This is a genomic window from Mycobacterium sp. UNC410CL29Cvi84 (genome assembly GCF_000686745.1).
Lineage (GTDB): Bacteria > Actinomycetota > Actinomycetes > Mycobacteriales > Mycobacteriaceae > Mycobacterium > Mycobacterium mucogenicum_B.
Window position 1 is genome coordinate 253,256 of the sequence record NZ_KK366011.1, and the last position, 21,345, is coordinate 274,600.

Sequence of the window (21,345 nt, forward strand, 5' to 3'; positions counted from 1 at the left end):
CTGGGCCGCGTCAGCCGCGGCTGACGGTGTTGGACCGGCCCGGATCAGGAACTTCCGGATTCCCGGAGTGGTAGGTCACGTGGTTGTCCATGCCCGACGTGACGATCTTGTCGGCGGAGTCGACCGTCACGGTGTTCTCGATGCCGGAGACCTCGACGGTCGAGCAGTGCCCGGTGATGGTGACGCTGTTGGACACCCCGCTGATGGTGATCGGCCGGTCGTTGCACGCGACGGTGCGGTGGCCGCGGACGCCCGCGACCTGAATGGGCCGGTTGGGATCGTCGGACTGCGGCGGCAATTCGACCAGGCCGGGACCGGACATGACCGTGGTGCCGTTGACGACCACCGAGGATTCGTCACCGGGCGGGGTCGGGACGGCGACCGAGACGCTGGGCGGGGCCCCTGGGTTGGGCGTCAGAAACGTCGGGTGCTTCTTGCCGGTCAAGTTGGTGACGAAGATGATGGCGGCGACCACCGGGCCGACGATGACGGCGAGGACGACGACGCCCAAGATCATGCGGCGTGCCGCGGTGCTCGGCACGCCCGGCGGCAACGGTTGCGGCGGCCAGGTCGTTTGGGGCCGGTGGTACTGGGCGGGGTACGGATTGCTCGGCGCCGCCGCGCGGGAGGACCACGCGTGGCCGGGCTCCGTCAGCTCCGAGGCCCGCGCCTGTTCGTTCATCGCGCGCTCGAGCTCGCGGATGCGGGCTTCTGGATCGTCGTCGCGACTCATGATCCGATGCTGTCACACCCGGCGAACTCAACGCCACAGGTAGCGGGTCTTGGGCCGGCCGGTCCCGCCGTATTCGCTTCGGCGCGTGACGGTTCCGTCGTCGGCCAGCCGTTCCAGATAGCGCCACGCGGTCACCCGGGCAACTCCGACGGCTTTGGCCGCCTCGTCGGCCGTCAGCCCGTCGGGGCTGTCGCGCACCGCGCGGGCGATGTCGTCGTTCGTCAGTGTCGCGGCACCTTTCGGGGCCGTGGATTTGTCTGCGCTGGTGCGTAATTCGGCGAGGGCCCGGTCCACCTCGGCCTGGCTGGCGGCGTCCACCCCGGCGGGGAGGGCCGTCCGGTACCGCTGATAGCGGTCCAGCCGGTCCCGGAAGGCCGCGAAGGTGAACGGCTTCAACAGATACGCCAGTGCGCCGTGCGCGACGGCGGCGCGCACCATCTCCAGATCGCGCTCGGAGGTGATGGCGATGATGTCCGGCGCCGGCCGCAGCCCGGACAGTGCCGACGCCAGGCTGATGCCGCTGGCGTCGGGCAGCCCGAGGTCCAGCAGGACCAGGTCGATGGGCTCGTCGGTGGTGGTCGCCCGGGTCGCGGCCTGGATGGCCTCGCGTGCCGTGTGGGCCACCGCGGCGACGGAAAACCCTTCCAGCCGTTCGACATACGTGCGGTGCGCCTCGGCGATCAGGGGATCGTCGTCGACGATCAGCACGGTGGTCATGAGGCTGCCGCCGGAATCGTCACCGACACCACCGAACCGTAATTGACATCGGACGACAGCGTGCCGCCGTGTCGGTTGACCACCTGTGCCACCAGGGCGAGGCCCAGCCCGTGTCCCGGCGCCGATTTCGTCGAATAACCACGGCGCATGGCGTTTTCGAACGTCGCCGGGTCCATGCCGGTGCCGCTGTCGGCCACCCGCATGTGCAGTTCGGCGCCCGGCTCGCACCGCACCGTCACCTCGACCCACGGCTCGTCGCGGTCGCATGCGTCCATCGCGTTGTCGATCAGGTTGCCCAGCACCGTCACCATTTCCGGCCCGCTCAGCGGTAGCTGTGAAGTGTCCGAAGGTAATTGTGAGTCCACGGTGACGGTGAAGTCGATGCCACGTTCGTGGGCCTGGGCGCTCTTGCCCAGCAGCAATGCCACGAGGGCGGGCTCGTGGACCTCGCTGGACAGCCGGTCGACGAGTCGCTGCGACAGCTCCAGTTCGTCGGTGGCGAAGGCCACGGCGTCGGACGGGCGGCCCATCTCGACCATGGTGATCACCGTGTGCAACTTGTTCGCCGCTTCGTGTGCCTGCGCCCGCAACGAGTCGGTGAGGACCTTCAGCGAGCTGAGTTCGCCCAGGGTGCTTTGCAATTCGGTGCGGTCCCGGATCGTCACGACCTCCGAACCCGCCCGGCCCGACACCGGGGAGCGGCTGACCACCAGCACCCGGTCATCGGTCACGTGGACCTCGTCGCGCACACCGGGATCGGCCGCGCGCAGGAACTCCGGCAGGTCGGACAGGGCCACCGCGCCCGGTGGCAGGGCCAGCAGGCGCCGTGCCTCGTCGTTGGCCAGCACCACGCGCCCCTTCTCGAGCACCAGCAGGCCCTCGGACACCGAATGCAGGACGGCGTCGTGGTGCTCGTACATCACGCGCAACTGGTCCGGCCGCAGCCCGTGGGTCTGACGAAGCAGCCGGCGCCGGATGAACCACGTACCCAGCAGCGAAAGGGCAAGGGCGGCAAGGCTGATCACCGCGATCATCGGGATCTGATGGCGCCACTGCGCGGTCAGCGTCGTCTCGGTGATGCCCGCGGCGACCAGGCCCACAATCTGTCCGGAGCCGTCCCGCACCGGGGTGATGGTGCGCACCGACCGGCCCAGGGTCCCGGTGTAGAACTCCGTGTGCGTCTGGCCTTTCAGGGCCTGCTCCGTGGTGCCCAGGTAGTGGCCGCCGATCTGGCGCGGGTCCGTGTGGGTGAACCGGGTGCCGTCGGGCGCCATGACGGTGATGAAGGCGATGCCGGTCTGGGCCCGAACGGTTTCGGTGACCGGCTGCAGGACTTCCGTGGCGTTGCCCGCCCGGATGGCGGCAGCCGTCGACGGTGCGTCGGCCAGTGCCGTGACGATGCCGGTGAGCAGCTGTTTGGCGGCGGCGTCGTTGGTGCGGCGGGACTGCACCACGGCCAGGGCACTACCGGCCGCCACCACCACGATGATGATCGCGATCTGCAGGGCGACGATCTGGCCGGCCAGGGACCAGCGTGGCGCGGCCGGCCAACTGCGCATCACTGCGTCCTTCTGTAGTCCGCCTGCTCGCGTCGGCGGTGAACTTCGGTGAACGAAATGAACATATGCGTGACGTGCCTCACGTTCTGGACAAACATCCTTGCAGAAGTTTTCGACAACGAGGCCGGAGGACTGCCCGACATGACTGATCAAGCGCCCCGTCGCGACCGCACCCATTGGCTGTACATCGCCGTGCTCGTCGCCGTCGTCGGCGGTGTGGCCGTCGGCCTCATCGCGCCCGGGGTGGGCAAGGACATCGCGGTCCTCGGCACCCTGTTCGTCAACCTGATCAAGATGATGATCACCCCGGTCATCTTCTGCACGATCGTCCTGGGCATCGGTTCGGTGCGCAAAGCCGCGACGGTCGGCAAGATCGGCGGCCTCTCGCTCGGCTACTTCCTCGCCATGTCGACGGTGGCGCTGGCGATCGGGCTGGTCGTCGGCAACCTGCTGAGCCCGGGATCGGGCCTGCACCTGTCGGCGCAGGCGACCGGTCAGGGCGCGAAACTGGCGCAGAAGGCGCACGAGGCCGGCGGCCTCATGGACTTCGTCTCGCACATCATCCCCGAGACGCTGCTGTCGGCGCTGACCAGCGGAAACGTGCTGCAGGCCCTGTTCATCGCCCTGCTCGTCGGCTTCGCCGTCCAGGCCATGGGTACGGCCGGTGAACCCATCCTGCGGGGCGTCCAGCACCTGCAGAAGCTGGTGTTCCGGGTGCTGATCATGATCCTGTGGCTGGCGCCGATCGGCGCGTTCGGTGCCATGGCCGGCGTCGTGGGCCAGACCGGCTGGCGCGCCGTCACCCAGCTGCTGACCCTGATGCTCGGGTTCTACGTGACCTGCGTCGTCTTCGTCTTCGGCGTGCTCGGGGTGCTGCTGTGGTCGGTGACCCGGATGTCGATCTTCCGGCTGGTCCGCTACCTGGCCCGCGAGTACCTGCTGATCTTCTCGACCTCGTCGTCGGAGTCGGCGCTGCCTCGGCTGATCGCCAAGATGGAGCACCTGGGTGTGGACCGCAGCACCGTCGGCGTCGTGGTGCCGACCGGCTACTCGTTCAACCTCGACGGGACCGCGATCTACCTGACGATGGCGGCGCTGTTCATCGCCGACGCCATGGGGCGGCCGATGGCGATCGGGGAGCAGTTGGCGCTGCTGGCCTTCATGATCGTCGCCTCCAAGGGTGCTGCCGGCGTCACGGGCGCGGGTCTGGCGACGCTGGCGGGTGGCCTGCAGAGCCACCGGCCGGACCTGCTGGACGGCGTCGGGCTGATCGTCGGCATCGACCGGTTCATGTCGGAGGCGCGGGCCGTCACCAACTTCTCGGGCAACGCCGTCGCCACGGTGCTGATCGGATCGTGGACCGGGACACTCGACCGGGCAAAGGCCGCAGCCGTATTGCACGGCGCCGATCCGTTCGATGAGCTGACGATGCTCGATTCGGGTGTCGAGCACCCGTCGGGCAACACCGGTGTGACGGCACTCACATCATGAACAAAATGTGAATTCGTCGATAACAGCGAATCTCGGGGCCCGCTCAGGCGGGCCTCCGGGCTGTCGTGATCTTGATGGACGGAAGTGGAACCTGGGTTTTATCGTGCGGGTGAGACGGATGGGATTGTTTGCGTTCGTGTCGCGGTGTGATGTTTCGCTCACTTTGCCAGGGAATGCCAGGAAACGCTGCTTGGAAACCCTCAGGAATGAGGCGGACCTATGTTTGCTCAATTTGAATTCAACCGTTGTTTACGCAGGTCGGGGCATCGATCACCATTGATAACAAGTGCATAACAATTCACAACATAAGTAACTCCTAAGAGCTTCTGATCAATTCGTGACGAGGCGTCGCTGAAGCCGTCCGGAATGTCGGTGGGGATCACTACACTTCTTGAAAGCAGCGCTCATCCGGGCGCACCCGGACGGGCAATCGACTACCGGCGCGTTGCCGCGCTGGCGGAGGTACCGAAGATCGTGGCAAATAATAACGCTCGTGCAAAAGCGAAGCGGGCCGGCGCCCAGGCGCTGCGCGGAACCATGGACATCGCGCAGGTTGGCCGCGGCACCATCGCCGACATCGCCGAGAGTGCGGGTCAGTTGGTCGCGACCAGCTACGCCGACAACATGGTGTCGCTGATCGAGCCGCGCAGCCGCAGCATCCGCGATATCGCCGTCGACGGCGAGCCGTTCGCGGTCGTGGCCACCGCCGACCGGGCGTACGTCGCCGTGTCCGGTGCCGAGTTCGACGGCGTCGCCGTCATCGACGTCGCCACCGGTGCCGAGCTGGCCGCCTACCCGCTGGCCTCGGGCGTGAGTGCCCTCGCCGTCAGCCCCGACGGCAAGCGGGTGTTCGCGGGCCGCGCCGGCGACACCTACATCGACGTCGCCGTCATCGACATCACCGCCGACCGCGTCGGCACCATCGAGATCGCCACCGGCGCCGCCATCAGCATCGACGCCCTCGCGGTCGACCACACCGGTCGCCGGCTCTACGTCGCCACCACCGATGAGGTGGGCAGCCAGCTGGTCGTCGTCGACACCGAGACCACCCGCATCCGCAACACCATCGTCATCGGTGCCCCGATCCGCAGCCTGGCGCTCGGCCCGGACAACACCGCCTACGTGCTGACCTCGGACCTGACCGCCCGCGGTGAGGTGCACGTCGTCGACCTGGCCGCCGGTCGCGTGACCGGCCGCTTCGCCGTCGGCGACGCCCCGACCCAGCTGGTGCTCGGCGCCGACGGCACCCGTGCCTACGTCGTCGACTACGACCGCGTCTCGGTGTTCTGCACCCAGACCAACACGGTCGTCGACACCATCGCGGCCGACGTTCAGCCGTCGTGCGTCACCGTCAGCCGTGACGGCTCGCGGCTGTACGTCGCGGACGTCGTCGGTGACGTCACCGCGGTCGCCGTCGAGGCCCCCAAGCCGCTGCTCTACTCGCAGTTCATGGCAACCAAGTCCGTCGCCATGAACGAGGTGCGCGCGCTGGAGCCCGCGACCGTCTAGTCAGTCCACAAAAACGCCCCCGCCGGCCGGCGGGGGCGTTTTTGGTATCCGGGGACTACTGCCTGCCCGTGCAGTCGAGTGACACCGAAATGGTCCTGCTGGTTTGCGGCAGCAGGATGGAATTGCTGTTGCGGCCCAGCCCGGGGCCGACCCACGGCACCAACTGCGTCGTCTGCTGTGGATTGCGCACACTGGTCACCGTGCACTCGGACACCGGTGCCGTCCCGAGCTTGTCGATCGTGACCACGTAGCCCTCGGATTGCAGCCGGTTGATCGTGTCCTGCGCCGATTCGGCCGCGGCCAATCCGGCCGGCGCCAGCATCGCGGCCACCCCGCCGACAGTCGCCGCGGCGAGCGTCCAATTTCTGCGCATGATTTTCTCCTGTCGTGCCAACGCTAATCATCCTCCTACCTGGCAGGGTCGGCTAGCATCTCGACATCCCAGCGGCAGCAACCCAGAGGCGACATTCACGATGCTCAGTACGATGCAGGACGCCCCGCTCACGATCACCACGATCATGCGGCACGCGACCGGTCAGAATTCCCGCCGAACCGTCACCACGGCGCTCGGCGGTGGGCAGTACCGCACCACGACCTACGGCGAAGTCGGCCGGCAGTCCGCGCAGCTGGCCAACGCGTTGCGCGGGCTCGGCATCACCGGCGACCAGCGGGTCGCCACGTTCATGTGGAACAACGCCGAACACACGGTGGCCTATCTGGCCATCCCGTCGATGGGCGCGGTGCTGCACACCCTCAACATCCGGTTGTCGCCGGAGCAGATCGCCTACATCGCCAACGAGGCCGAGGACTCCGTCGTCATCGCCGATCTCTCGTTGACCGCCCAGTTGGCCCCGGTACTGCCGCAGATGAACACGGTGCACACGGTGATCGCCATCGGCGCAGGGGATTTGGCGCCGCTCGAAGCCTCCGGAAAAACGGTACTGCGGTACGACGAATTGTTGGCCGCCCAGCCCGTCGAGTTCGACTGGCCGGAGATCGACGAGCGGTCCGCGGCGGCGATGTGTTACACCAGCGGCACCACCGGGAATCCGAAAGGCGTTGTCTACAGCCACCGTTCGAGTTTTCTGCACGCCATGGCGACGTGTACCAGCAATGCGCTGGACGTCGGCAGCGACGACGTGACCCTGCCCATCGTGCCGATGTTCCACGCCAACGCCTGGGGGCTGCCGTACGCCGCCCTGATGGCCGGTGCCGACCTGGTGATGCCGGACCGGTTCCTCGACGGCGCTTCCCTGATCGACCTCATCGAGACGCACCGCCCGACCATCGCCGGCGCGGTGCCGACCATCTGGAACGACGTGATGAACTGCCTGGAAAAGAATCCGGGACACGACATTTCGTCGTTGCGGATCGTGGGCTGCGGCGGCTCGGCGGTGCCGGTGTCGATGATGCGGATCTTCCAGGAACGCTACGGCGTGCACATCCGCCAGGCCTGGGGGATGACCGAGACCTCGCCGTTGGCCACCACCGCCAAGCCGCTGCCGAACGTGTCCGAGGAGCAGTACTGGGCCTCCCGCGCGACCGCCGGCCGTCCGATGTGCGGTGTCGAGATTCGGATCGTCGACGACGCCGGCAGCCCGCTGCCGCACGACGGAGAAGCGGTCGGGGAGATCGAGATTCGCGGCCCGTGGATCACCGGCAGCTACTACCTGGGCTACGACGCGAGCAAGTTCGACAGCGGCTGGCTGCGTACCGGCGATGTCGGACGCATCGACGACTGCGGGTTCGTCACGCTCACCGACCGGGCCAAGGACGTCATCAAGTCCGGCGGTGAATGGATTTCCTCGGTCGAGTTGGAGAACCACCTGATCGCGCACCCCGCGGTGCTGGAAGCCGCCGTGGTCGCGGTGCCCGACGATCGCTGGCAGGAACGGCCTTTGGTTGCTGTCGTGCTGCACGAGGGCGCCTCGGCGACACCTGATGAACTTCGAGAGTTCCTGGCGGACAAGGTGGTTCGCTGGTGGCTGCCCGAGCGGTGGACGTTCATCGACCAGGTGCCGCGCACCAGCGTCGGCAAGTACGACAAGAAGACCATCCGCGCCCGGTACGCCGACGGCGCCTACGACGTCGTCACCATCTAGTTCTCTCGCGAGCTAGGCACGCACCGCGAGGGTCGACATCAAGTCGGCGAGGCGGTCCGGGCGGTCGAGCATCGAGAATGTCCGTGCGCCGTCGATGATTTCGAGGCGCGAGTTCGGGATGATCTTCGCCAGTTTCTCGCCGTCGCCGACTTCGAAGAACAGGTCGTCGGCCGACCACGCGATGAGCGTGGGCTTGTCGAATTCGTGCAGCCGCGCTGCGACGCCGGTGGTGACCTCGGTGCGCAGGGAGCTGGTGAACACTCGAAGATCCTCGGCGACAGCAGGTTTGGACTGCGTGTTGTGCACCCACTCCCGGGTCAGGGCGTCGAGGTCGGTGTACGCGAGTCCGTCATAGGCGCGCTTGCGGACCAAGGGGATCCGGAACACCTGCGAGCCCGCCCGGAATACTGCCTTGGAGCGCGACGCCAGGATCAGCGGCTTGAGGATCGGTGGCGGAAAGTGTTCGAACGCATCGCAACTCGTCAGCACCATGGCGCCGATGCGCTCCGGGTGGTGGACCGCGACCAGCTGCGTGACCACACCGCCGGTGTCATTGCCGACGATGACGACGTCGTCGAGGTCCAGTGCGGCCAGGGTGTCGGCGACGATGCGCGCGATGCCGTGGATGCTCCGGTCGGCACCCGGGCGCAGCGCTTCGGGATGCGCGCCGAGCGGCCAGGTCGGGGCGATGCACCGCAGGCCGCGTTCGGCCAGGCGCGCGGCGACCCCGCGCCACAGCTGGCCACCCATCATGTATCCGTGCACGAAGACGACGGGCCTGCCGTCCTTCGGTCCGAATTCCTCGAAATGGATGGTTCCGGCGTTAATCTCGATGATCGACATGGATCACTCCTAGCTCGATACTCATTTACAAACAGGCTGTCCGCAACTTACCAACAGGGTGTATGGAAAACAAGAGGCGTACTCAGGAGGAGCGCTCCGCGGCTACCCGCGAAGCGTTGATCGTCGCCGCGCGGCGACTGTGGGGCGAGCGAGGTTATGCCGAGGTGGGCACGCCGGAGATCGCGACGACGGCCGGGGTCACCCGGGGCGCGATGTACCACCAATTCGCCGACAAGGCAGCGCTTTTCCTAGCCGTCGTGGAAGTGGTGGAGCAGGACGTGATGGCCCGGATGGGGGCCATGGTGGCGGCGTCGGGCGCGACGTCCCCGGCCGATGCGATTCGCGCCGCGGTCGACGCCTGGCTGGAGGTCTCCGGCGATCCGGAGGTGCGTCAGCTGGTCCTGCTCGACGCCCCGAGCGTGCTCGGCTGGGCAGGCTTCCGTGACGTCGCCCAGCGCTACAGCCTGGGTATGACGGAGCAGTTGCTCAGCGAGGCCATGAAGGCCGGCCAGCTGGCCCGGCAGCCCGTGCGGGCGCTGGCGCACGTGCTCATCGGGGCCCTCGACGAGGCGGCCATGCTCATCGCCACCGCGGACGACCCGAAGAAGACCCGCCGCGAGACCCGCCAGGTGCTGCGCCGCCTCGTCGACGCCATGTTCGACGGCTGATTACTTCCGCGAGCAGACGCAAAACTGTCGTTTTCGAAGCGAAAACGACAGTTTTACGTCTGCTCGCAAGTGGGAGGTGACTAGCGCTCGGCGCGCTGGTAGGCCGTCACGACGGCGGCGCCGCCCAGGCCGATGTTGTGCTGCAACGCGGCGGTGACGCCGTCGACCTGACGCTTGTCGGCGGTGCCGCGCAGCTGCCACGTCAGCTCCGAGCACTGGGCCAGGCCCGTCGCACCCAGCGGGTGACCCTTGGAGATCAGGCCGCCCGACGGGTTGACGACCCAGCGGCCGCCGTAAGTGGTGTCGTTGTTGTCGATCAAGCTCGGCGCCTCGCCCTCACCGCACAGCCCCAGGGCTTCGTACAGCAGGAGCTCGTTGGCGGAGAAGCAGTCGTGCAGCTCGATGACCTGGAAGTCCTCGGGGCCGAGGCCCGACTGGTCGTAAACCTTCTGGGCCGCTTGGACATTCATGTCGTAGCCGATGATGTTGGCGGCGCTGCCGTCGAAAGTCGAGGCGAAGTCGGTCGTCATGGCCTGGCCGACGATCTCGACGGCCTGCGACGCCAGTCCGTGCTTGTCGACGAACGCCTCGCTGGCGAGGATCGCCGCGCCCGACCCGTCGGAGGTGGGGGAGCATTGCAGCTTGGTCAGTGGGTCGGAGATCATCTTGGCGGCCAGGATGTCGTCGAGCGTGTACTCGTCCTGGAACTGTGCGTACGGGTTGTTGACCGAATGCTTGTGGTTCTTGTAGCCGATTTTTGCAAAATGTTCTGCAGTGCTTCCATATTTCTTCATGTGCTCACGGCCGGCCGCACCGAACATCCACGGCGCCACGGGGAAGGCGAATTCGTCGATCTCGGCCAGGGCCTTGACGTGCCGGCCCAGCGGCGATTCGCGGTCCTGCGCACCCGCCTGGAGCGAACCCGGCTGCATCTTCTCGAAGCCCAGTGCGATGGTGCAGTCGGCGAGGCCGCCGCGGATCGCCTGTGCGGCAAGGAAAAGCGCCGTCGACCCCGTCGAACAGTTGTTGTTGACGTTGACGATCGGGATGCCCGTCATGCCCAGCTCGTACAGGGCGCGCTGGCCGGAGGTCGAGTCGCCCGAGCAGTAGCCGACGTAGCCCTGCTCCACCTGGTCGTACGAGATGCCGGCGTCGGCGAGCGCCTTGTTGCCGGACTCGTTGGCCATCTGCGGGTAGTCCCAGCCCTCACGGCTGCCGGGCTTCTCGAATTTGGTCATGCCGACGCCGACGACGAACACGCGATTCTTGGCCATGGGTTTCCTTTCGTTACTACCTGTAGTTCAGTCACGCCCGGCGGTTTTAGTCAAGACCCCAAAGGTCTGGTCTCCGACGCCGAGCCGGTGGTATACAACCTAGAACGTGTTCTAGTTCTGGCGGTGCTCGGGAGGGTTCATGGCGTTGCGGGTCGTGCAGTGGGCAACCGGCGGGGTCGGCGTCGCCGCGATCAAAGGCGTGCTGGAACATCCGGACCTGGAACTCGTCGGTTGTTGGGTGCATTCGGAAGCCAAGAACGGCAAGGATGTTGGCGAGATCATCGGCGTCGGGCCGCTGGGCGTCACCGCGACCAACAACATCGACGACATCCTGGCACTCGAGGCCGACGCCGTCATCTACGCGCCGCTGATGGCCAACCCCGACGAGGTGGCCGCACTGCTGCGGTCCGGCAAGAACGTGGTGACACCGGTCGGGTGGGTGTATCCGAGCGAGAAGCAGGGCGCGCCGATGCGGGAGGCCGCGCTGGCCGGTGGCGCCACGCTGCACGGCACCGGCATCGCTCCCGGCGGCATCAGCGAGAAGTTCCCGCTGCTGTTCTCGGTGATGTCCACCGGCGTGACTTTCGTTCGCGCCGAGGAGTTCTCGGACCTACGGACCTATGAGGCGCCCGACGTGCTGCGGCACGTCATGGGGTTCGGGGAGACCCCGGACAAGGCACTGACCGGTCCGATGCAGAAGCTGCTCGACAGCGGCTTCATCCAGGCCGTCCGGATGTGCGTCGACGAGTTCGGCTTCAACGCCGATCCGAAGATCGTTGCGCGTCAAGAGGTTGCGGTGGCGACCGCACCGATCGATTCGCCGCTGGGGCCCATTCAGCCCGGCCAGGTGGCGGCCCGCAAGTTCCACTGGGAGGCGGTCGTCGGCGACGAGGTCGTCGTGCGTGTCACCGTCAACTGGTTCATGGGTGAGGAAAACCTCGACCCTGCATGGGATTTCGGCCCTGAAGGCCAACGCTACGAGATGGAGGTCAAGGGAAATCCGGACTTCACCGTGTCGATCAAGGGCTTTCAGGGACTGGTCGGAGAGGACGGCCCCGAACCCGGCGTCGTCGGCACCGCCGCCCACTGCGTCAACTCCGTGCCCGCGGTGTGTGCCGCGGAACCGGGTATCGCCACCTATCTGGACCTGCCGCTCTTCAGCGCGAAAGCGGCGCCGCGACTGAGGTGAGCGTGACGTTTTTGCACGCCCGCGGCGGCGTGTCGGCGTACAAACACGCACGCTCGCGGTAATCAGGGTTGCACAAGTATCCGGATCGGATTGCCTTCGGCCCGATCGAGTTTCGCGATGCCTTCGGCGACGTCCTCGAGCGGGACGATCTCGCTGATCGACCGGGTGAGGTCCAGGCGGCCGCGGGACACCAGCGTGGCCAGCGTGCCGATGTCGGCGTTCTGATAACCCAGGTGCCCGCGCACCTGCTTCTTGGTCAGGTTGAAGAACGATGTCGGGCCGATCGACGGGGCATCGGCGCTCATCCCGACGCCGACGAACCGTCCGCCCACGGTCAGCGCCGCCAGCGCCTGATCGAACGTGGACCCCTTGCCGACCGCGTCGAACGCGACGTCGAGCATCCGGCCGCCGGTGGCCGCACCGATCTGGGCCAACAACTCCGGGTCGCGGGCGTCGAAGGCGTAGTCCGCGCCGACCTCCAGCGCGCGCTCCAACACCGCCGGGTTGACGTCGACCGCGACGATCGGCGCCGCCCCGACCAACCGGGCCAACTGCACGATGTGCGTGCCGAGCCCACCCACGCCCCATACGCCGACGGACTCGCCGATACCCACCTGGCCGGTCCGCACGACGGCGCCGAACGGCGTCGACACCGCGTCGGCGAGGATCGCGGCCTGCTCAAGCGGCACGTTGTCGGGGACGCGCGTCAGCCCGAACGCCTGCGCGACGGTGTATTCGGCCCAGCCCCCGTCGTACGCGAACGCCATGAGCCGGATCCGCAGACAGTTGGACATGTCGCCGCGGAGACAGTTCACGCAGTCCATGCACGGCTTGCCGGCCGCGACGACGACGCGGTCGCCCTCGGCCCAGCCGGTGACGCCCGGTCCCAGTTTGGCGATGGTGCCCGACGTTTCGTGGCCCTGCGTCACCACCGGGAGCTGCGACGGGAACGTGCCGTTGATCAGGCTGAGGTCGGAGTGGCAGATGCCGCAGTAGGCGACCTTGACCAGCACCTCGCCGGGTCCCGGTTCCGGAATCGGAACATCTTCCACCGCAACCTTTTTGGTGTCGGCGTAGAACCGTTGGGCCCGCATCGTTGAGGTCATGACACTCCAGTGGTCAGCATCGATGGTTACGATCGCCATCATGGCGCAGGCATTGGTGGTCGAGCAATCACGAATAGTCCCCGTCGCGGTGGCCGACGCATTCAGCGGCACCGCACCGATTCCGTTGAACGAGCTGTTCTGTCGTTGGTACGGACCGATCCCGCCGATCAAGGCCGTGCGCAACCAGACCGGTATCTGGGACGCGGTGGGGCAGACCCGGACGATCCTGCTGACCGGTGGCGGCAGCATGGCCGAGACCCTGACCTCGTACGACGAGCCGCACTCGTTCGGCTACACGCTGTCGGACATCAACGGACCGCTGGCGCCGCTGGTGGGCGGCGTGCAAGGGATGTGGCTGTTCCAGGACGTCTCAGGTGGGCAGAATCCCCGCACCAAGATCACCTGGCGGTGGACTCTGCACCCGCGCAGCTCGCTGACCGCCCCGCTGCTGCCGGTGTTCGGCAAGCTGTGGAAGGGCTACGCGGGCCGATCGCTGGAGCATCTTTCTGACCTCCTGGTGGGATGACGGTCCCACGGCGTACGCCGAATCCTGTTAGATGAACTAATGGCTAAGCGCGCGCTCGTTCTGGCTGGTGGCGGCATCGCCGGCATCGCATGGGAGACCGGCATCCTGCAGGGAATCGCCGACGAGGCCCCCGAGATCGCCGCGGCGATCCGGAATTCGGATGTGGTGCTGGGCACATCGGCGGGCTCGGCGGTCGGTGCCCAGCTGGGCAGTGCACTGAGCATTGCTGAGCTGTTCGAGCGCCAGGTTGCCGCCGAATCGGCGGAGATCAGCCCGGGCATCAACATCGAGGCCGTCCTGACCACGTTCATCGACGCGATGTCGTCGACCAACGGCGGCCGGGCCGAACAGTTGCAGCGCCTCGGGGCGGCCGCGGCCGCCGCCGAGACCGTCAGCCCGGCCGTCCGTCGCAACGTCATCGAACGCCGGTTGCCGTCGCACGAGTGGCCCGACCATGACCTGCGCATCACCGGCGTCGACATCGACACCGGCGAGCTGGTGGTGTTCACGCGGGAATCGGGGGTGTCCGTCGTCGACGCCGTCGAGGCCAGCTGCGCGGTGCCGGCCGCCTGGCCGGTGGTGACCATCGGCGGCCGCCGGTACATGGACGGCGGCATGGGTAGCAGCGTCAACATGCTCGCGGTCAAGGACTGTGACACCGCCGTCGTGCTGGTGCCGGCTCCGTCGGACTCGCCGTCGCCGTTCGGGGCGGGCCCCGGCGCGGACGTCAGGAGCTTTGCCGGCAGTGCCTTCGGCATCTACGCCGACGACCAGTCCCTCGCCGCCTTCGGCGTCGACCCGCTGGATCCGGCCTGTCGAATCCCGTCGGCGCAGGCCGGCCGGGCGCAGGGCCGAAAGGTTGCGGCGGAGGTCGCCGCGTTCCTGGCCTAGTCGGCGAGGTCGAGGGAATCGAGTGCGGCACAAGCCAATTCGTGTCCGATCTCGATGACCTCGGAGGCTCGGTAGAACTCCAGGCTGCGGCACACCGTGCGTGGCACCTCGATCAACAGATCGGGTGGATAGGCCGCCAGGGTGTGTCGCATCAGCGCCGCCTGCGAGATTTCGATGGTGCGGTTCATGACCTCGAAGCCGCCGAGCCGCGGCACATGCGTGTCTTCTTCGGTCTCGACCTCGGACTCGGTGGCGGCGTCGATGCCGTCGACCGCGTTGCTGAAGCGGCTCAGCACCGATCGTGCGGTGGGACCGTCGAGCAGGGTGCTCGCCGCAGCCCGGTCGATCAGTGACGTCGTGCTGCGTCGCATGCGGTTCAACAGCTCCGCGGTGGGACGCGGGGAGTCCGGAGTCGGATTCGGGTCGCTGGCGTTGAGGCTGACCGCGATGGTCAGGTCGGCGTTGACGGCCGCGAGCGGTGCCATTGGCAGGGGGTCCAGGATGCCGCCGTCGGCCAGTAACCGGCCGTCGAGCAGATAGGGCGCGATGACGCCGGGGATGGCGATGGAGGCGCGGATGGCCGCGTCGATCGGGCCGCGCTGCAGCCAGACCGATTTGCCGGCGATCAGGTCGGTCGAGACGGCGGTGTAGGGGATCGGCAGGCTCTCGATGGTCCGCGGGCCGATGATCTCGCGGACGGCCGCCAGGATCTTCTCGGCGCGGAGCACGCCGGCGGCGGTCAGGGATGGATCGAGTAGGCGGAGGACCGCGCTCTGTGTGAGAGCGCTGGCCCAGGAGGTGAATTCGTCGAGCTTGTCGGCGGCCTGTAGCGCGCCGACGAGTGCGCCCATGGAAGAACCGGAGATGCCGACGACGTCGAATCCGCGCTCGCGGAGCGCGTCGAGGACGCCGATGTGTGCGTAACCCCGGGCGCCACCGCTGCCAAGGACCAGTGCGACCCGCATGGCCCTATTTTGGCGTGCGGATCAGACGGCGGCGAGACGAGGCCGCGTCAGCAGCGGATGCGCGAGAAGAACGCCGCCGAGATGAGCCCGATGATCAGGGCCACCTGCGGCTGTCCGCTGCTCATGGCGAAGAGGATGCCGCTGACGGCCGCTACTGCGATGAGCAGCAGGAGGATGCCCATGAAGAGCACTCGGCGCCCGTTGACCGCGCCACTGTGGACCCGGGCGACCGGTACGTGCTGAGGAGCAACCATTGAGCTCATCCCTTCGACAATGAGTGAGACACCCCATAGTGTGCACCATTGTGTGAGTCAAAGCACAATTACTGACCAGTAGTTGGGAATTGCGTCGTATTCGTTAGCTGATCTCATTGCTTTTGCGGCGTTTTGCCTGGTCGGCGGGCAAATTTGTTAGATGTGCTTTGTGTTCTGGGAATGGCGTAAGGGCCTGATTTCCGGGCCGCAAGAGGCCGCAAAATTAATTCGTTGAACTAATCTAATTAATTCGCGCGTGCATGCGGTGGCCCTGCATAGCGAGCGTGCGTTCAGATCGCGGAATCGGCCGGTTCGACGGTCTGTGTGCACATTCGCGGCACGGGAAGCCGACGTGCGTCAGTTGACGCAGGGGAGTCCGTCGTTGGCGCGCACCGGCGGCCCGGATTCCGGGGTCGGCAGCGTGGTGTCGTAGTTGGACGACTTGGCCGCGGCCAGGGACACGCTGTCCAGGGTGTCGGGCACCTGATAGCCCGGTCCCAGCGTGACGTGGATGCGGCCGGCAGGCACCGACGGATCGGCACGGACGGCGTCGATGCCCAGCAGTTCGGCCAGGTGCTTGGCTTCGGCATCGGTACCGGCGCCGAAGTCGACGGCCGTCGAACTGAGCTCGCCGTCCTGCGAGCTGCGGGTCTGGCCCATGGAGTACTCGAGATCGCCCAGGATCTCCGACATCTGCCGGCCCAGGCCCATCACGTCGGAACCGTTGATGACGTCGATGACGGCGGTCTTGGAGTTCTTCGACGTCGTACCGGTGCTGTCGGCGGCCTTGTCCAGCGTGGACGGCTCGGTCGACGTGCTGGGTGCGGACGTCGGTGCGCCTGCCGGCGGCTTGAGACCGAAGGCCTTGGCGACCTCGACCTTGATGGCCATGGGGTCGACGATGTTCACGTCCTGGCCGTCGATGTTGTCGTAGCGCACGACGGGCAGCGTCCGGTACTGGACGTTCGCGCCGCCGGCGATCTCGCCCATGCGCTTGAACTGCTCCTGGCCCCAGCCTGCCGACAGCACGACGTCCTTCTGCGCGACGCCGATCAGCTGGTTGAGCTTGCCGAGGTCGCTGAACGAGCCGTCCTTCTGCAGCTGGTGCATCACCGAGATGAGGAAGGCCTGCTGGCGGTGGGTCCGGTCCAGGTCGCCGTTGTCCAGGCCGTGGCGCTGCCGGACGAAGGCAACGACCTGGGAGGCGTCGAGCATCTGGCGGCCGGCCGGGAAATCGGCGCCCGAGTAGTCGTCGTACACGGGGTGGTTCAGGCAGATCTCGACGCCGCCGAGGCTCTCGGCGATGTCGTAGAAGCCGGCGAGGTTGACCTCGGCGAAGTAGTCGATGGGCGCACCGGTCAGATTGCGGACCGCGGCCAGGGTGGCGGCGCGGCCGGCCTCGCGGCTCTTGCGCTCCAGCTCGGCCTGGTCGGTGACGCCCTTGTCCATCAGGTGCTGCATGGCGTTGGCCTTGGTCAGGCCGTACGCCTCTTTGATCTTGATGTGGTCGTATCCGGGGATGCCGGTGACCCGCACGTAGTCGTCACGCGGGATCGAGAACGCGACCACGTGATTGTCGGCGGAGATGTGCGCCAGGATCAGCGTGTTGGTGTTGTAGCCGCCGTTGTCCGAATCCCCGGCGTGCAGCTTGTCGAGCAGCGCCTGCGGCAGGTCGTTGCCCTGCTGGTCTTTGCGCGAGTCCAGACCGATCAGCAGGATGTTCATCGCCCCGCCGGTGGACTTCGGTGCGTCCGCCCCGAGCGCGTCGCTGACCGTGATGCCGTGCAGTGCCCCGCGCACCGTCCACCAGCCCAGACCGGTCGTCGCCACCGCCACCGCGGTGACCAGCGTGAGCACCACGCGCCCGACGGTGTCCCAACCCACGCGGGTGCTGAGCAGGCTTTGCAGCCGGCTCCGGCGGTGCCGGGCTGGAAGACGGTGGCGCGCGGAATCGCTGCGCTGGAAATCGGAGGTGCTCAGATGCGACCTCGAGGGGATGCGGTCGTGGCGTTCATCTCGGCGGGCCTCGCGGGTACGTGAGGACCGCCGGTCGGCTCCGGCGGTCGGGAGTTTGCTGTCACCGCGGCCCGCGTGGATGCGTCAGAGCGATCGGACGGCAGTGCGACCGATTTTAGGGCAACGCCGCAGACTCAGCGAATCCTCAGTGAACGCCGGGTATCAGCCGCATTCACCTTTGGCGGCGCTGGTCGCGGCCATGATCACGCCGGCCTGCTGACCCGCGGTGAGCTCGGTCCAGGGGGTGTTGAAGTTACCGGGATCACGTGTTTCCGGCCGCTGCATGAGGTTCAGGTACGGCTCGACGAGCGTCGCCGGGTCGGCGTGCTGAGCGTCCATCCACAGCTTCGCGGCGTGGCAGGCCTGGCCGAACTCGGACTCGGTCGCCGCCGGCGGGGCGTCGACGGCGGTCGTCACGCCGCTCGGCGAGACGGCGGCGCCGCCCGGTGCCGGGTGTTCGTGTGACTGCGTGGGGAGCTCGGCGGGAGTGTGGTCGGGGGCCGCTTTCTTGTCCGGACCACAGGCTGTCAGGAACGTCAGTGCGGTGGTTGTGAGCAGCGCTGCCCGGATGACGTTGATCTGCATGCTTGCCAATCTAGATGCGTCGGCATTCAGGATCACCCTGACGCTAACCCTTTCCGGCCGGCCGGGCGGTCGTCACGATGGGAAACATGGCAGTGCAGAACGTGCAGAACGCGACATGTTGTCGGGCTTGAGCCCGGCCTTGTGAGGGCGCCAAGCCCACCGTTCGTTTCTGCATTGGAGTTCCGTCATGTCTGTCCTGACAGATTTTTCTGTTTCCGGTCCCACTTCCCTGGCCCCGACCCGCTTGCGGCTACCCGACCTGCTGCATGCCACTGATCGGTGCGCCGACGACGTGCTGAGCGGCCGCTACGACCGGCTGCTGCCGGCCGACGGTCTGCCCCTCCACGAACGCTGGTTCCGCCGGTTGTACGGCGACGACGAACTCGACCTCTGGCTGATCAGCTGGGTCCCCGAGCGCAGCACCGAGCTGCACGACCACGGCGGATCGCTCGGCGCACTGACCGTGGTGTCCGGGGCGCTCGAGGAAACCCGGTGGGACGGTCGCGGGCTGCGGCAGCGCACGCTCGAGGCGGGTGACCAGGCCGCGTTCCCGCTCGGCTGGGTGCACGACGTGGTGCGGGCGGGTAGCAAAGACGCCGCGGGAGTGTCGCCGGCCCCGCCCACCCTGAGCGTGCACGCCTACTCGCCGCCGCTGACCGCGATGTCGTACTACGACGTCACCGAGAGCCAGAAGCTGCGTCGCGTCTACACCGAACTGACCGATAAGCCCGAGGGGGACGGATGAGCGTGGCGAGCGAAGCGACGGGAAGCGTGGCCGAGCCGGGCGAAACGACTGGGCAGGCGATCAGCCGGGTCGACGCCATGCTGAACGCGGCCCGCGAGCGGCTGGTCCGGCTGTCCGCCGCCGAAATCCCCGCCGCGCTGGCCCGGGGCGCCATCCTGGTGGACATCAGGCCGGCCGCGCAGCGCGCCATCGAGGGTGAGTTCCCCGGCGCGCTCGTCGTCGAACGCAATGTCCTGGAATGGCGCTGCGACCCGACCAGTGACGCGCGCCTGCCACAGGCGACGGGCGTCGACGTCGAGTGGGTGGTGCTGTGCTCGCAGGGCTACACCTCGAGCTTGGCCGCCGCGGCGCTTCAGGACCTGGGGCTGTACCGGGCCACCGACGTCATCGGTGGCTACCGCGCGCTGGTCGATGAGGGACTGCTGGGCGGGACGGCCGCCTCGGTCCTGCTACGTGCCGGCGCTTGGGTGTAGCAGCGGACGCAACCGCTCCGTCTTCTCCGGGGTCCACCCCGGCGGCTGCAGCACGTCGGCCCAGGCGTTCGCGACATCACGGATGTAGACGTGGCCATGCCCGTCCGGCACATCGACCGCGACGGCCATGTCGGCCGACACCTGCAGGAACGTCACGACGGGAATCCACTCCATGCGCGGTGACACGTCCCGGCCGCGCGGTTCATCCAGCCAGTCGGGCCGGGCGAACAGCAGGTCGGGGTTCCACCAGGCGATCGGGTCGGACGCGTGCTGCAGATACACCACCCGTGGGTGGTCCCACGGCGCGTTGGCCGGACGGTTCAAATCCTCAGGGCGAGAACCGAACCGGGCATTGCGGCCGTCGTCGTAGATCGGCAGCTTTTCCAACGACCCGGCATCGCGGTACCGGGTCAGCTCGGTCCAGATCGGATTGTTGAACGTCGGCCCGGAGAACAACGCGCCGTTCGTGCGGGCCACCAGGTTGTTCAGTGCCTGGAACGGTGCCTCACCGCCGAACGAACCGAGGCTCTCACCGAACACGACCAGCTTCGGGCGCTTGCCCTCGGGCATCTGCCGGATCAGCGCGTCGACCTCTTCGAAGAGGTCCTGGCCGGCTTCCTGGGCGTTCGCCTTGTCGACGAGGAACGAGATCCAGCTGGGCAGGAACGAATACTGCATCGAGACGATCGCGGTGTTGCCGTTGTACATGTACTCCAGCGACGCGGCTTCGGCTTCGTTGATCCAGCCGGTGCCGGTCGTGGTGGCGACGGCGACAACGGCGCGCTCGAGTCCACCGGTGCGCTTGAGTTCCTGCGCGGCCAGCTTGGCCGTCGCCCGGATGCCGTCGGCCGAATGCAGGCCCGCGTAGGTGCGGATGGGCTCGATTGCCTTGCTGCCGTTGAACTTCGACAGTTCCTCGACGCTCGGTCCGTTGGCTACGAAGATGCGGCCCTGGCGGCCCAGCGAGGACCAGCTGGCCAGTGAGCCGGGCCCGCCGGACCGCAAAGGTGTTGTGGGAGGCGGGTTGTCGGGGTCGTCCTCATCGTTGGCCGAAGCGAAGGTGTTGTTGATCCACGACATCGCATAGTTGCCCACGACGCCGTTGAACACTTCCACCGACACGGCGACGACCAGCAGTACGGCCACCACACCGGACACCCTCGGCGGTGCCACCCGCTCCAGTTGCCGCATCAGGAAACGCACCAATTTGCGGATCAGCTGGCCGATCTCGACGAAGCCGAACAGGAAGACGATCGAATACACTGCCGTGAGTGGGTGATCCCAGAACTTCATCCGGGGCACGCCCATCATGTCGCGGACCTCGTCCTGCCAGACGTGGAACCAGATGATCGCCAGCACCTGGCCGATGACGCCGATCCCGATCAGGACCAGCCACGCCCAGCGGGGTGCCTTGGGGCTGCTGTCCTTCGAGCGCATGTAGCGCACCAGCCAGACGCCGAGCACCCCGAGGCCGTAGCCGCACGCGCCGGCGGCGCCGCTGACGATGCCCTGGAAGAGCGGCCCGCGCGGCAACAGCGACGGGGTCATCGAGAGCCAGATGAAGGTCAGGCCGACAGCGGTGCCGAAGAACGTGTAGCGGCGAACCCACCAATCCGAGGGCGGCTCTTCCAGTTTCGCGACGAGGGACTCCTCGCTCGACGGCTCGGCTACCGCGACAGCGGCGCCGTCGTCGTCGGCG

At 67.3% G+C, this 21,345-nt stretch carries 21 protein-coding genes; 9 read left to right on the top strand and 12 right to left on the bottom strand.

The features are described from left to right. Positions 1-10 precede the first annotated feature (10 nt). From BR47_RS32345 to BR47_RS0128200, 3 genes are read right to left on the bottom strand one after another with little or no spacing between them, the layout of a single operon-like run. On the bottom strand, positions 11-733 hold the full coding sequence (locus tag BR47_RS32345) for a DUF3060 domain-containing protein (protein ID WP_029121533.1): 723 nt from the start codon (positions 731-733) through the stop codon (positions 11-13). 27 nt (positions 734-760) lie between these two features. Beyond that, the gene (locus BR47_RS0128195; protein WP_020099158.1) at positions 761-1,450 is read right to left on the bottom strand and encodes a response regulator; all 690 of its coding nucleotides are present in this window, start codon (positions 1,448-1,450) and stop codon (positions 761-763) included. Further along, positions 1,447-3,009 carry a sensor histidine kinase gene (locus tag BR47_RS0128200; RefSeq protein WP_020099159.1) on the bottom strand — a complete coding sequence of 521 codons (1,563 nt, stop codon included), beginning with the start codon at positions 3,007-3,009 and terminating at the stop codon, positions 1,447-1,449. The genes BR47_RS0128195 and BR47_RS0128200 overlap by 4 nt, the downstream gene beginning before the upstream one ends. Positions 3,010-3,150: 141 nt before the next feature. On the opposite strand from BR47_RS0128200, the gene BR47_RS0128210 reads away from it, so the two are divergent. Both BR47_RS0128210 and BR47_RS0128215 read left to right on the top strand, forming a co-directional pair. Then, the gene (locus BR47_RS0128210; RefSeq protein WP_020099161.1) at positions 3,151-4,500 is read left to right on the top strand and encodes a C4-dicarboxylate transporter DctA; all 1,350 of its coding nucleotides are present in this window, start codon (positions 3,151-3,153) and stop codon (positions 4,498-4,500) included. A 474-nt stretch (positions 4,501-4,974) separates the two neighbouring features. Further along, the gene (locus BR47_RS0128215; RefSeq protein WP_029121534.1) at positions 4,975-6,009 is read left to right on the top strand and encodes an MmpL3/TtfA transport complex stabilizer; all 1,035 of its coding nucleotides are present in this window, start codon (positions 4,975-4,977) and stop codon (positions 6,007-6,009) included. A gap of 55 nt (positions 6,010-6,064) precedes the next feature. Here BR47_RS0128215 and BR47_RS0128220 read toward each other — a convergent pair whose 3' ends face one another. Continuing rightward, complete coding sequence (locus BR47_RS0128220; RefSeq protein WP_029104705.1) at positions 6,065-6,382, bottom strand: hypothetical protein; 318 nt, start codon at positions 6,380-6,382, stop codon at positions 6,065-6,067. Positions 6,383-6,482: 100 nt separating this feature from the next. On the opposite strand from BR47_RS0128220, the gene BR47_RS0128225 reads away from it, so the two are divergent. Then, positions 6,483-8,111: a fatty acid--CoA ligase gene (locus tag BR47_RS0128225; RefSeq protein WP_029121535.1), complete on the top strand. Its 1,629-nt coding sequence runs from the start codon at positions 6,483-6,485 to the stop codon at positions 8,109-8,111. 12 nt (positions 8,112-8,123) lie between these two features. Here the strand turns inward: BR47_RS0128225 and BR47_RS0128230 are convergent, their stop codons facing one another. Then, the gene (locus tag BR47_RS0128230; protein ID WP_029121536.1) at positions 8,124-8,954 is read right to left on the bottom strand and encodes an alpha/beta fold hydrolase; all 831 of its coding nucleotides are present in this window, start codon (positions 8,952-8,954) and stop codon (positions 8,124-8,126) included. A gap of 62 nt (positions 8,955-9,016) precedes the next feature. Here BR47_RS0128230 and BR47_RS0128235 point away from each other — a divergent pair, with 62 nt between their 5' ends. After that, entirely contained in the window at positions 9,017-9,622 is a 606-nt protein-coding gene (locus BR47_RS0128235; protein ID WP_020099166.1) for a TetR/AcrR family transcriptional regulator, read from the top strand. An 80-nt stretch (positions 9,623-9,702) separates the two neighbouring features. Here the strand turns inward: BR47_RS0128235 and BR47_RS0128240 are convergent, their stop codons facing one another. After that, on the bottom strand, positions 9,703-10,896 hold the full coding sequence (locus BR47_RS0128240; RefSeq protein WP_029121537.1) for a lipid-transfer protein: 1,194 nt from the start codon (positions 10,894-10,896) through the stop codon (positions 9,703-9,705). 139 nt (positions 10,897-11,035) lie between these two features. On the opposite strand from BR47_RS0128240, the gene BR47_RS0128245 reads away from it, so the two are divergent. Continuing rightward, positions 11,036-12,085, top strand: coding sequence for an NAD(P)H-dependent amine dehydrogenase family protein (locus BR47_RS0128245; RefSeq protein WP_029121538.1), 1,050 nt, complete (start codon positions 11,036-11,038; stop codon positions 12,083-12,085). Positions 12,086-12,147: 62 nt separating this feature from the next. Here BR47_RS0128245 and BR47_RS0128250 read toward each other — a convergent pair whose 3' ends face one another. Next, positions 12,148-13,191 (bottom strand): zinc-binding dehydrogenase, encoded by a 1,044-nt coding sequence (locus BR47_RS0128250; RefSeq protein WP_029121539.1) that lies wholly within the window; start codon positions 13,189-13,191, stop codon positions 12,148-12,150. A gap of 40 nt (positions 13,192-13,231) precedes the next feature. Between BR47_RS0128250 and BR47_RS0128255 the strand changes: the two genes are divergently transcribed. Further along, positions 13,232-13,717 (top strand): SRPBCC family protein, encoded by a 486-nt coding sequence (locus BR47_RS0128255; RefSeq protein WP_029121540.1) that lies wholly within the window; start codon positions 13,232-13,234, stop codon positions 13,715-13,717. Positions 13,718-13,756: 39 nt separating this feature from the next. After that, positions 13,757-14,608: a patatin-like phospholipase family protein gene (locus BR47_RS0128260; protein ID WP_051635063.1), complete on the top strand. Its 852-nt coding sequence runs from the start codon at positions 13,757-13,759 to the stop codon at positions 14,606-14,608. On the opposite strand, the gene BR47_RS0128265 is transcribed toward BR47_RS0128260, so the two are convergent. From BR47_RS0128265 to BR47_RS0128280, 4 genes are all read right to left on the bottom strand, one after another. Further along, entirely contained in the window at positions 14,605-15,573 is a 969-nt protein-coding gene (locus BR47_RS0128265) for a patatin-like phospholipase family protein (protein WP_020099172.1), read from the bottom strand. The two genes, BR47_RS0128260 and BR47_RS0128265, sit on opposite strands and share 4 nt — an antisense overlap. A gap of 47 nt (positions 15,574-15,620) precedes the next feature. Then, positions 15,621-15,836, bottom strand: coding sequence for a hypothetical protein (locus BR47_RS31735; RefSeq protein WP_020099173.1), 216 nt, complete (start codon positions 15,834-15,836; stop codon positions 15,621-15,623). 348 nt (positions 15,837-16,184) lie between these two features. Beyond that, positions 16,185-17,807, bottom strand: coding sequence for an LCP family protein (locus tag BR47_RS0128275; protein ID WP_029121542.1), 1,623 nt, complete (start codon positions 17,805-17,807; stop codon positions 16,185-16,187). Positions 17,808-18,005: 198 nt separating this feature from the next. Continuing rightward, positions 18,006-18,428 carry a lipoprotein LpqV gene (locus BR47_RS0128280; RefSeq protein WP_020099175.1) on the bottom strand — a complete coding sequence of 141 codons (423 nt, stop codon included), beginning with the start codon at positions 18,426-18,428 and terminating at the stop codon, positions 18,006-18,008. Positions 18,429-18,615: 187 nt separating this feature from the next. On the opposite strand from BR47_RS0128280, the gene BR47_RS0128285 reads away from it, so the two are divergent. Both BR47_RS0128285 and BR47_RS31740 read left to right on the top strand, forming a co-directional pair. Then, positions 18,616-19,173 carry a cysteine dioxygenase gene (locus BR47_RS0128285; RefSeq protein ID WP_036427959.1) on the top strand — a complete coding sequence of 186 codons (558 nt, stop codon included), beginning with the start codon at positions 18,616-18,618 and terminating at the stop codon, positions 19,171-19,173. After that, positions 19,170-19,646, top strand: a complete 477-nt coding sequence (locus BR47_RS31740; protein WP_036427962.1) for a rhodanese-like domain-containing protein — start codon at positions 19,170-19,172, stop codon at positions 19,644-19,646. Before BR47_RS0128285 ends, BR47_RS31740 begins: the two co-directional genes overlap by 4 nt. Here BR47_RS31740 and BR47_RS0128295 read toward each other — a convergent pair. Then, positions 19,623-21,278 (bottom strand): alpha/beta hydrolase, encoded by a 1,656-nt coding sequence (locus tag BR47_RS0128295; protein WP_051128378.1) that lies wholly within the window; start codon positions 21,276-21,278, stop codon positions 19,623-19,625. The two genes, BR47_RS31740 and BR47_RS0128295, sit on opposite strands and share 24 nt — an antisense overlap. Between the last annotated feature and the right edge of the window lie 67 nt (positions 21,279-21,345).

What these genes read in the sequence shown, in the direction of transcription:
- BR47_RS31735 (WP_020099173.1), bottom strand. Translation starts at nt 15,836, where the DNA reads ATGAGCTCAATGGTTGCTCCTCAGCACGTACCGGTCGCCCGGGTCCAC.
- BR47_RS31740 (WP_036427962.1), top strand. Translation starts at nt 19,170, where the DNA reads ATGAGCGTGGCGAGCGAAGCGACGGGAAGCGTGGCCGAGCCGGGCGAA.
- BR47_RS0128230 (WP_029121536.1), bottom strand. Translation starts at nt 8,954, where the DNA reads ATGTCGATCATCGAGATTAACGCCGGAACCATCCATTTCGAGGAATTC.
- BR47_RS0128280 (WP_020099175.1), bottom strand. Translation starts at nt 18,428, where the DNA reads ATGCAGATCAACGTCATCCGGGCAGCGCTGCTCACAACCACCGCACTG.
- BR47_RS0128195 (WP_020099158.1), bottom strand. Translation starts at nt 1,450, where the DNA reads ATGACCACCGTGCTGATCGTCGACGACGATCCCCTGATCGCCGAGGCG.
- BR47_RS0128220 (WP_029104705.1), bottom strand. Translation starts at nt 6,382, where the DNA reads ATGCGCAGAAATTGGACGCTCGCCGCGGCGACTGTCGGCGGGGTGGCC.
- BR47_RS0128200 (WP_020099159.1), bottom strand. Translation starts at nt 3,009, where the DNA reads ATGCGCAGTTGGCCGGCCGCGCCACGCTGGTCCCTGGCCGGCCAGATC.
- BR47_RS0128260 (WP_051635063.1), top strand. Translation starts at nt 13,757, where the DNA reads ATGGCTAAGCGCGCGCTCGTTCTGGCTGGTGGCGGCATCGCCGGCATC.
- BR47_RS0128235 (WP_020099166.1), top strand. Translation starts at nt 9,017, where the DNA reads ATGGAAAACAAGAGGCGTACTCAGGAGGAGCGCTCCGCGGCTACCCGC.
- BR47_RS0128285 (WP_036427959.1), top strand. Translation starts at nt 18,616, where the DNA reads ATGTCTGTCCTGACAGATTTTTCTGTTTCCGGTCCCACTTCCCTGGCC.
- BR47_RS0128240 (WP_029121537.1), bottom strand. Translation starts at nt 10,896, where the DNA reads ATGGCCAAGAATCGCGTGTTCGTCGTCGGCGTCGGCATGACCAAATTC.
- BR47_RS32345 (WP_029121533.1), bottom strand. Translation starts at nt 733, where the DNA reads ATGAGTCGCGACGACGATCCAGAAGCCCGCATCCGCGAGCTCGAGCGC.
- BR47_RS0128245 (WP_029121538.1), top strand. Translation starts at nt 11,036, where the DNA reads ATGGCGTTGCGGGTCGTGCAGTGGGCAACCGGCGGGGTCGGCGTCGCC.
- BR47_RS0128265 (WP_020099172.1), bottom strand. Translation starts at nt 15,573, where the DNA reads ATGCGGGTCGCACTGGTCCTTGGCAGCGGTGGCGCCCGGGGTTACGCA.
- BR47_RS0128255 (WP_029121540.1), top strand. Translation starts at nt 13,232, where the DNA reads ATGGCGCAGGCATTGGTGGTCGAGCAATCACGAATAGTCCCCGTCGCG.
- BR47_RS0128225 (WP_029121535.1), top strand. Translation starts at nt 6,483, where the DNA reads ATGCTCAGTACGATGCAGGACGCCCCGCTCACGATCACCACGATCATG.
- BR47_RS0128210 (WP_020099161.1), top strand. Translation starts at nt 3,151, where the DNA reads ATGACTGATCAAGCGCCCCGTCGCGACCGCACCCATTGGCTGTACATC.
- BR47_RS0128250 (WP_029121539.1), bottom strand. Translation starts at nt 13,191, where the DNA reads ATGACCTCAACGATGCGGGCCCAACGGTTCTACGCCGACACCAAAAAG.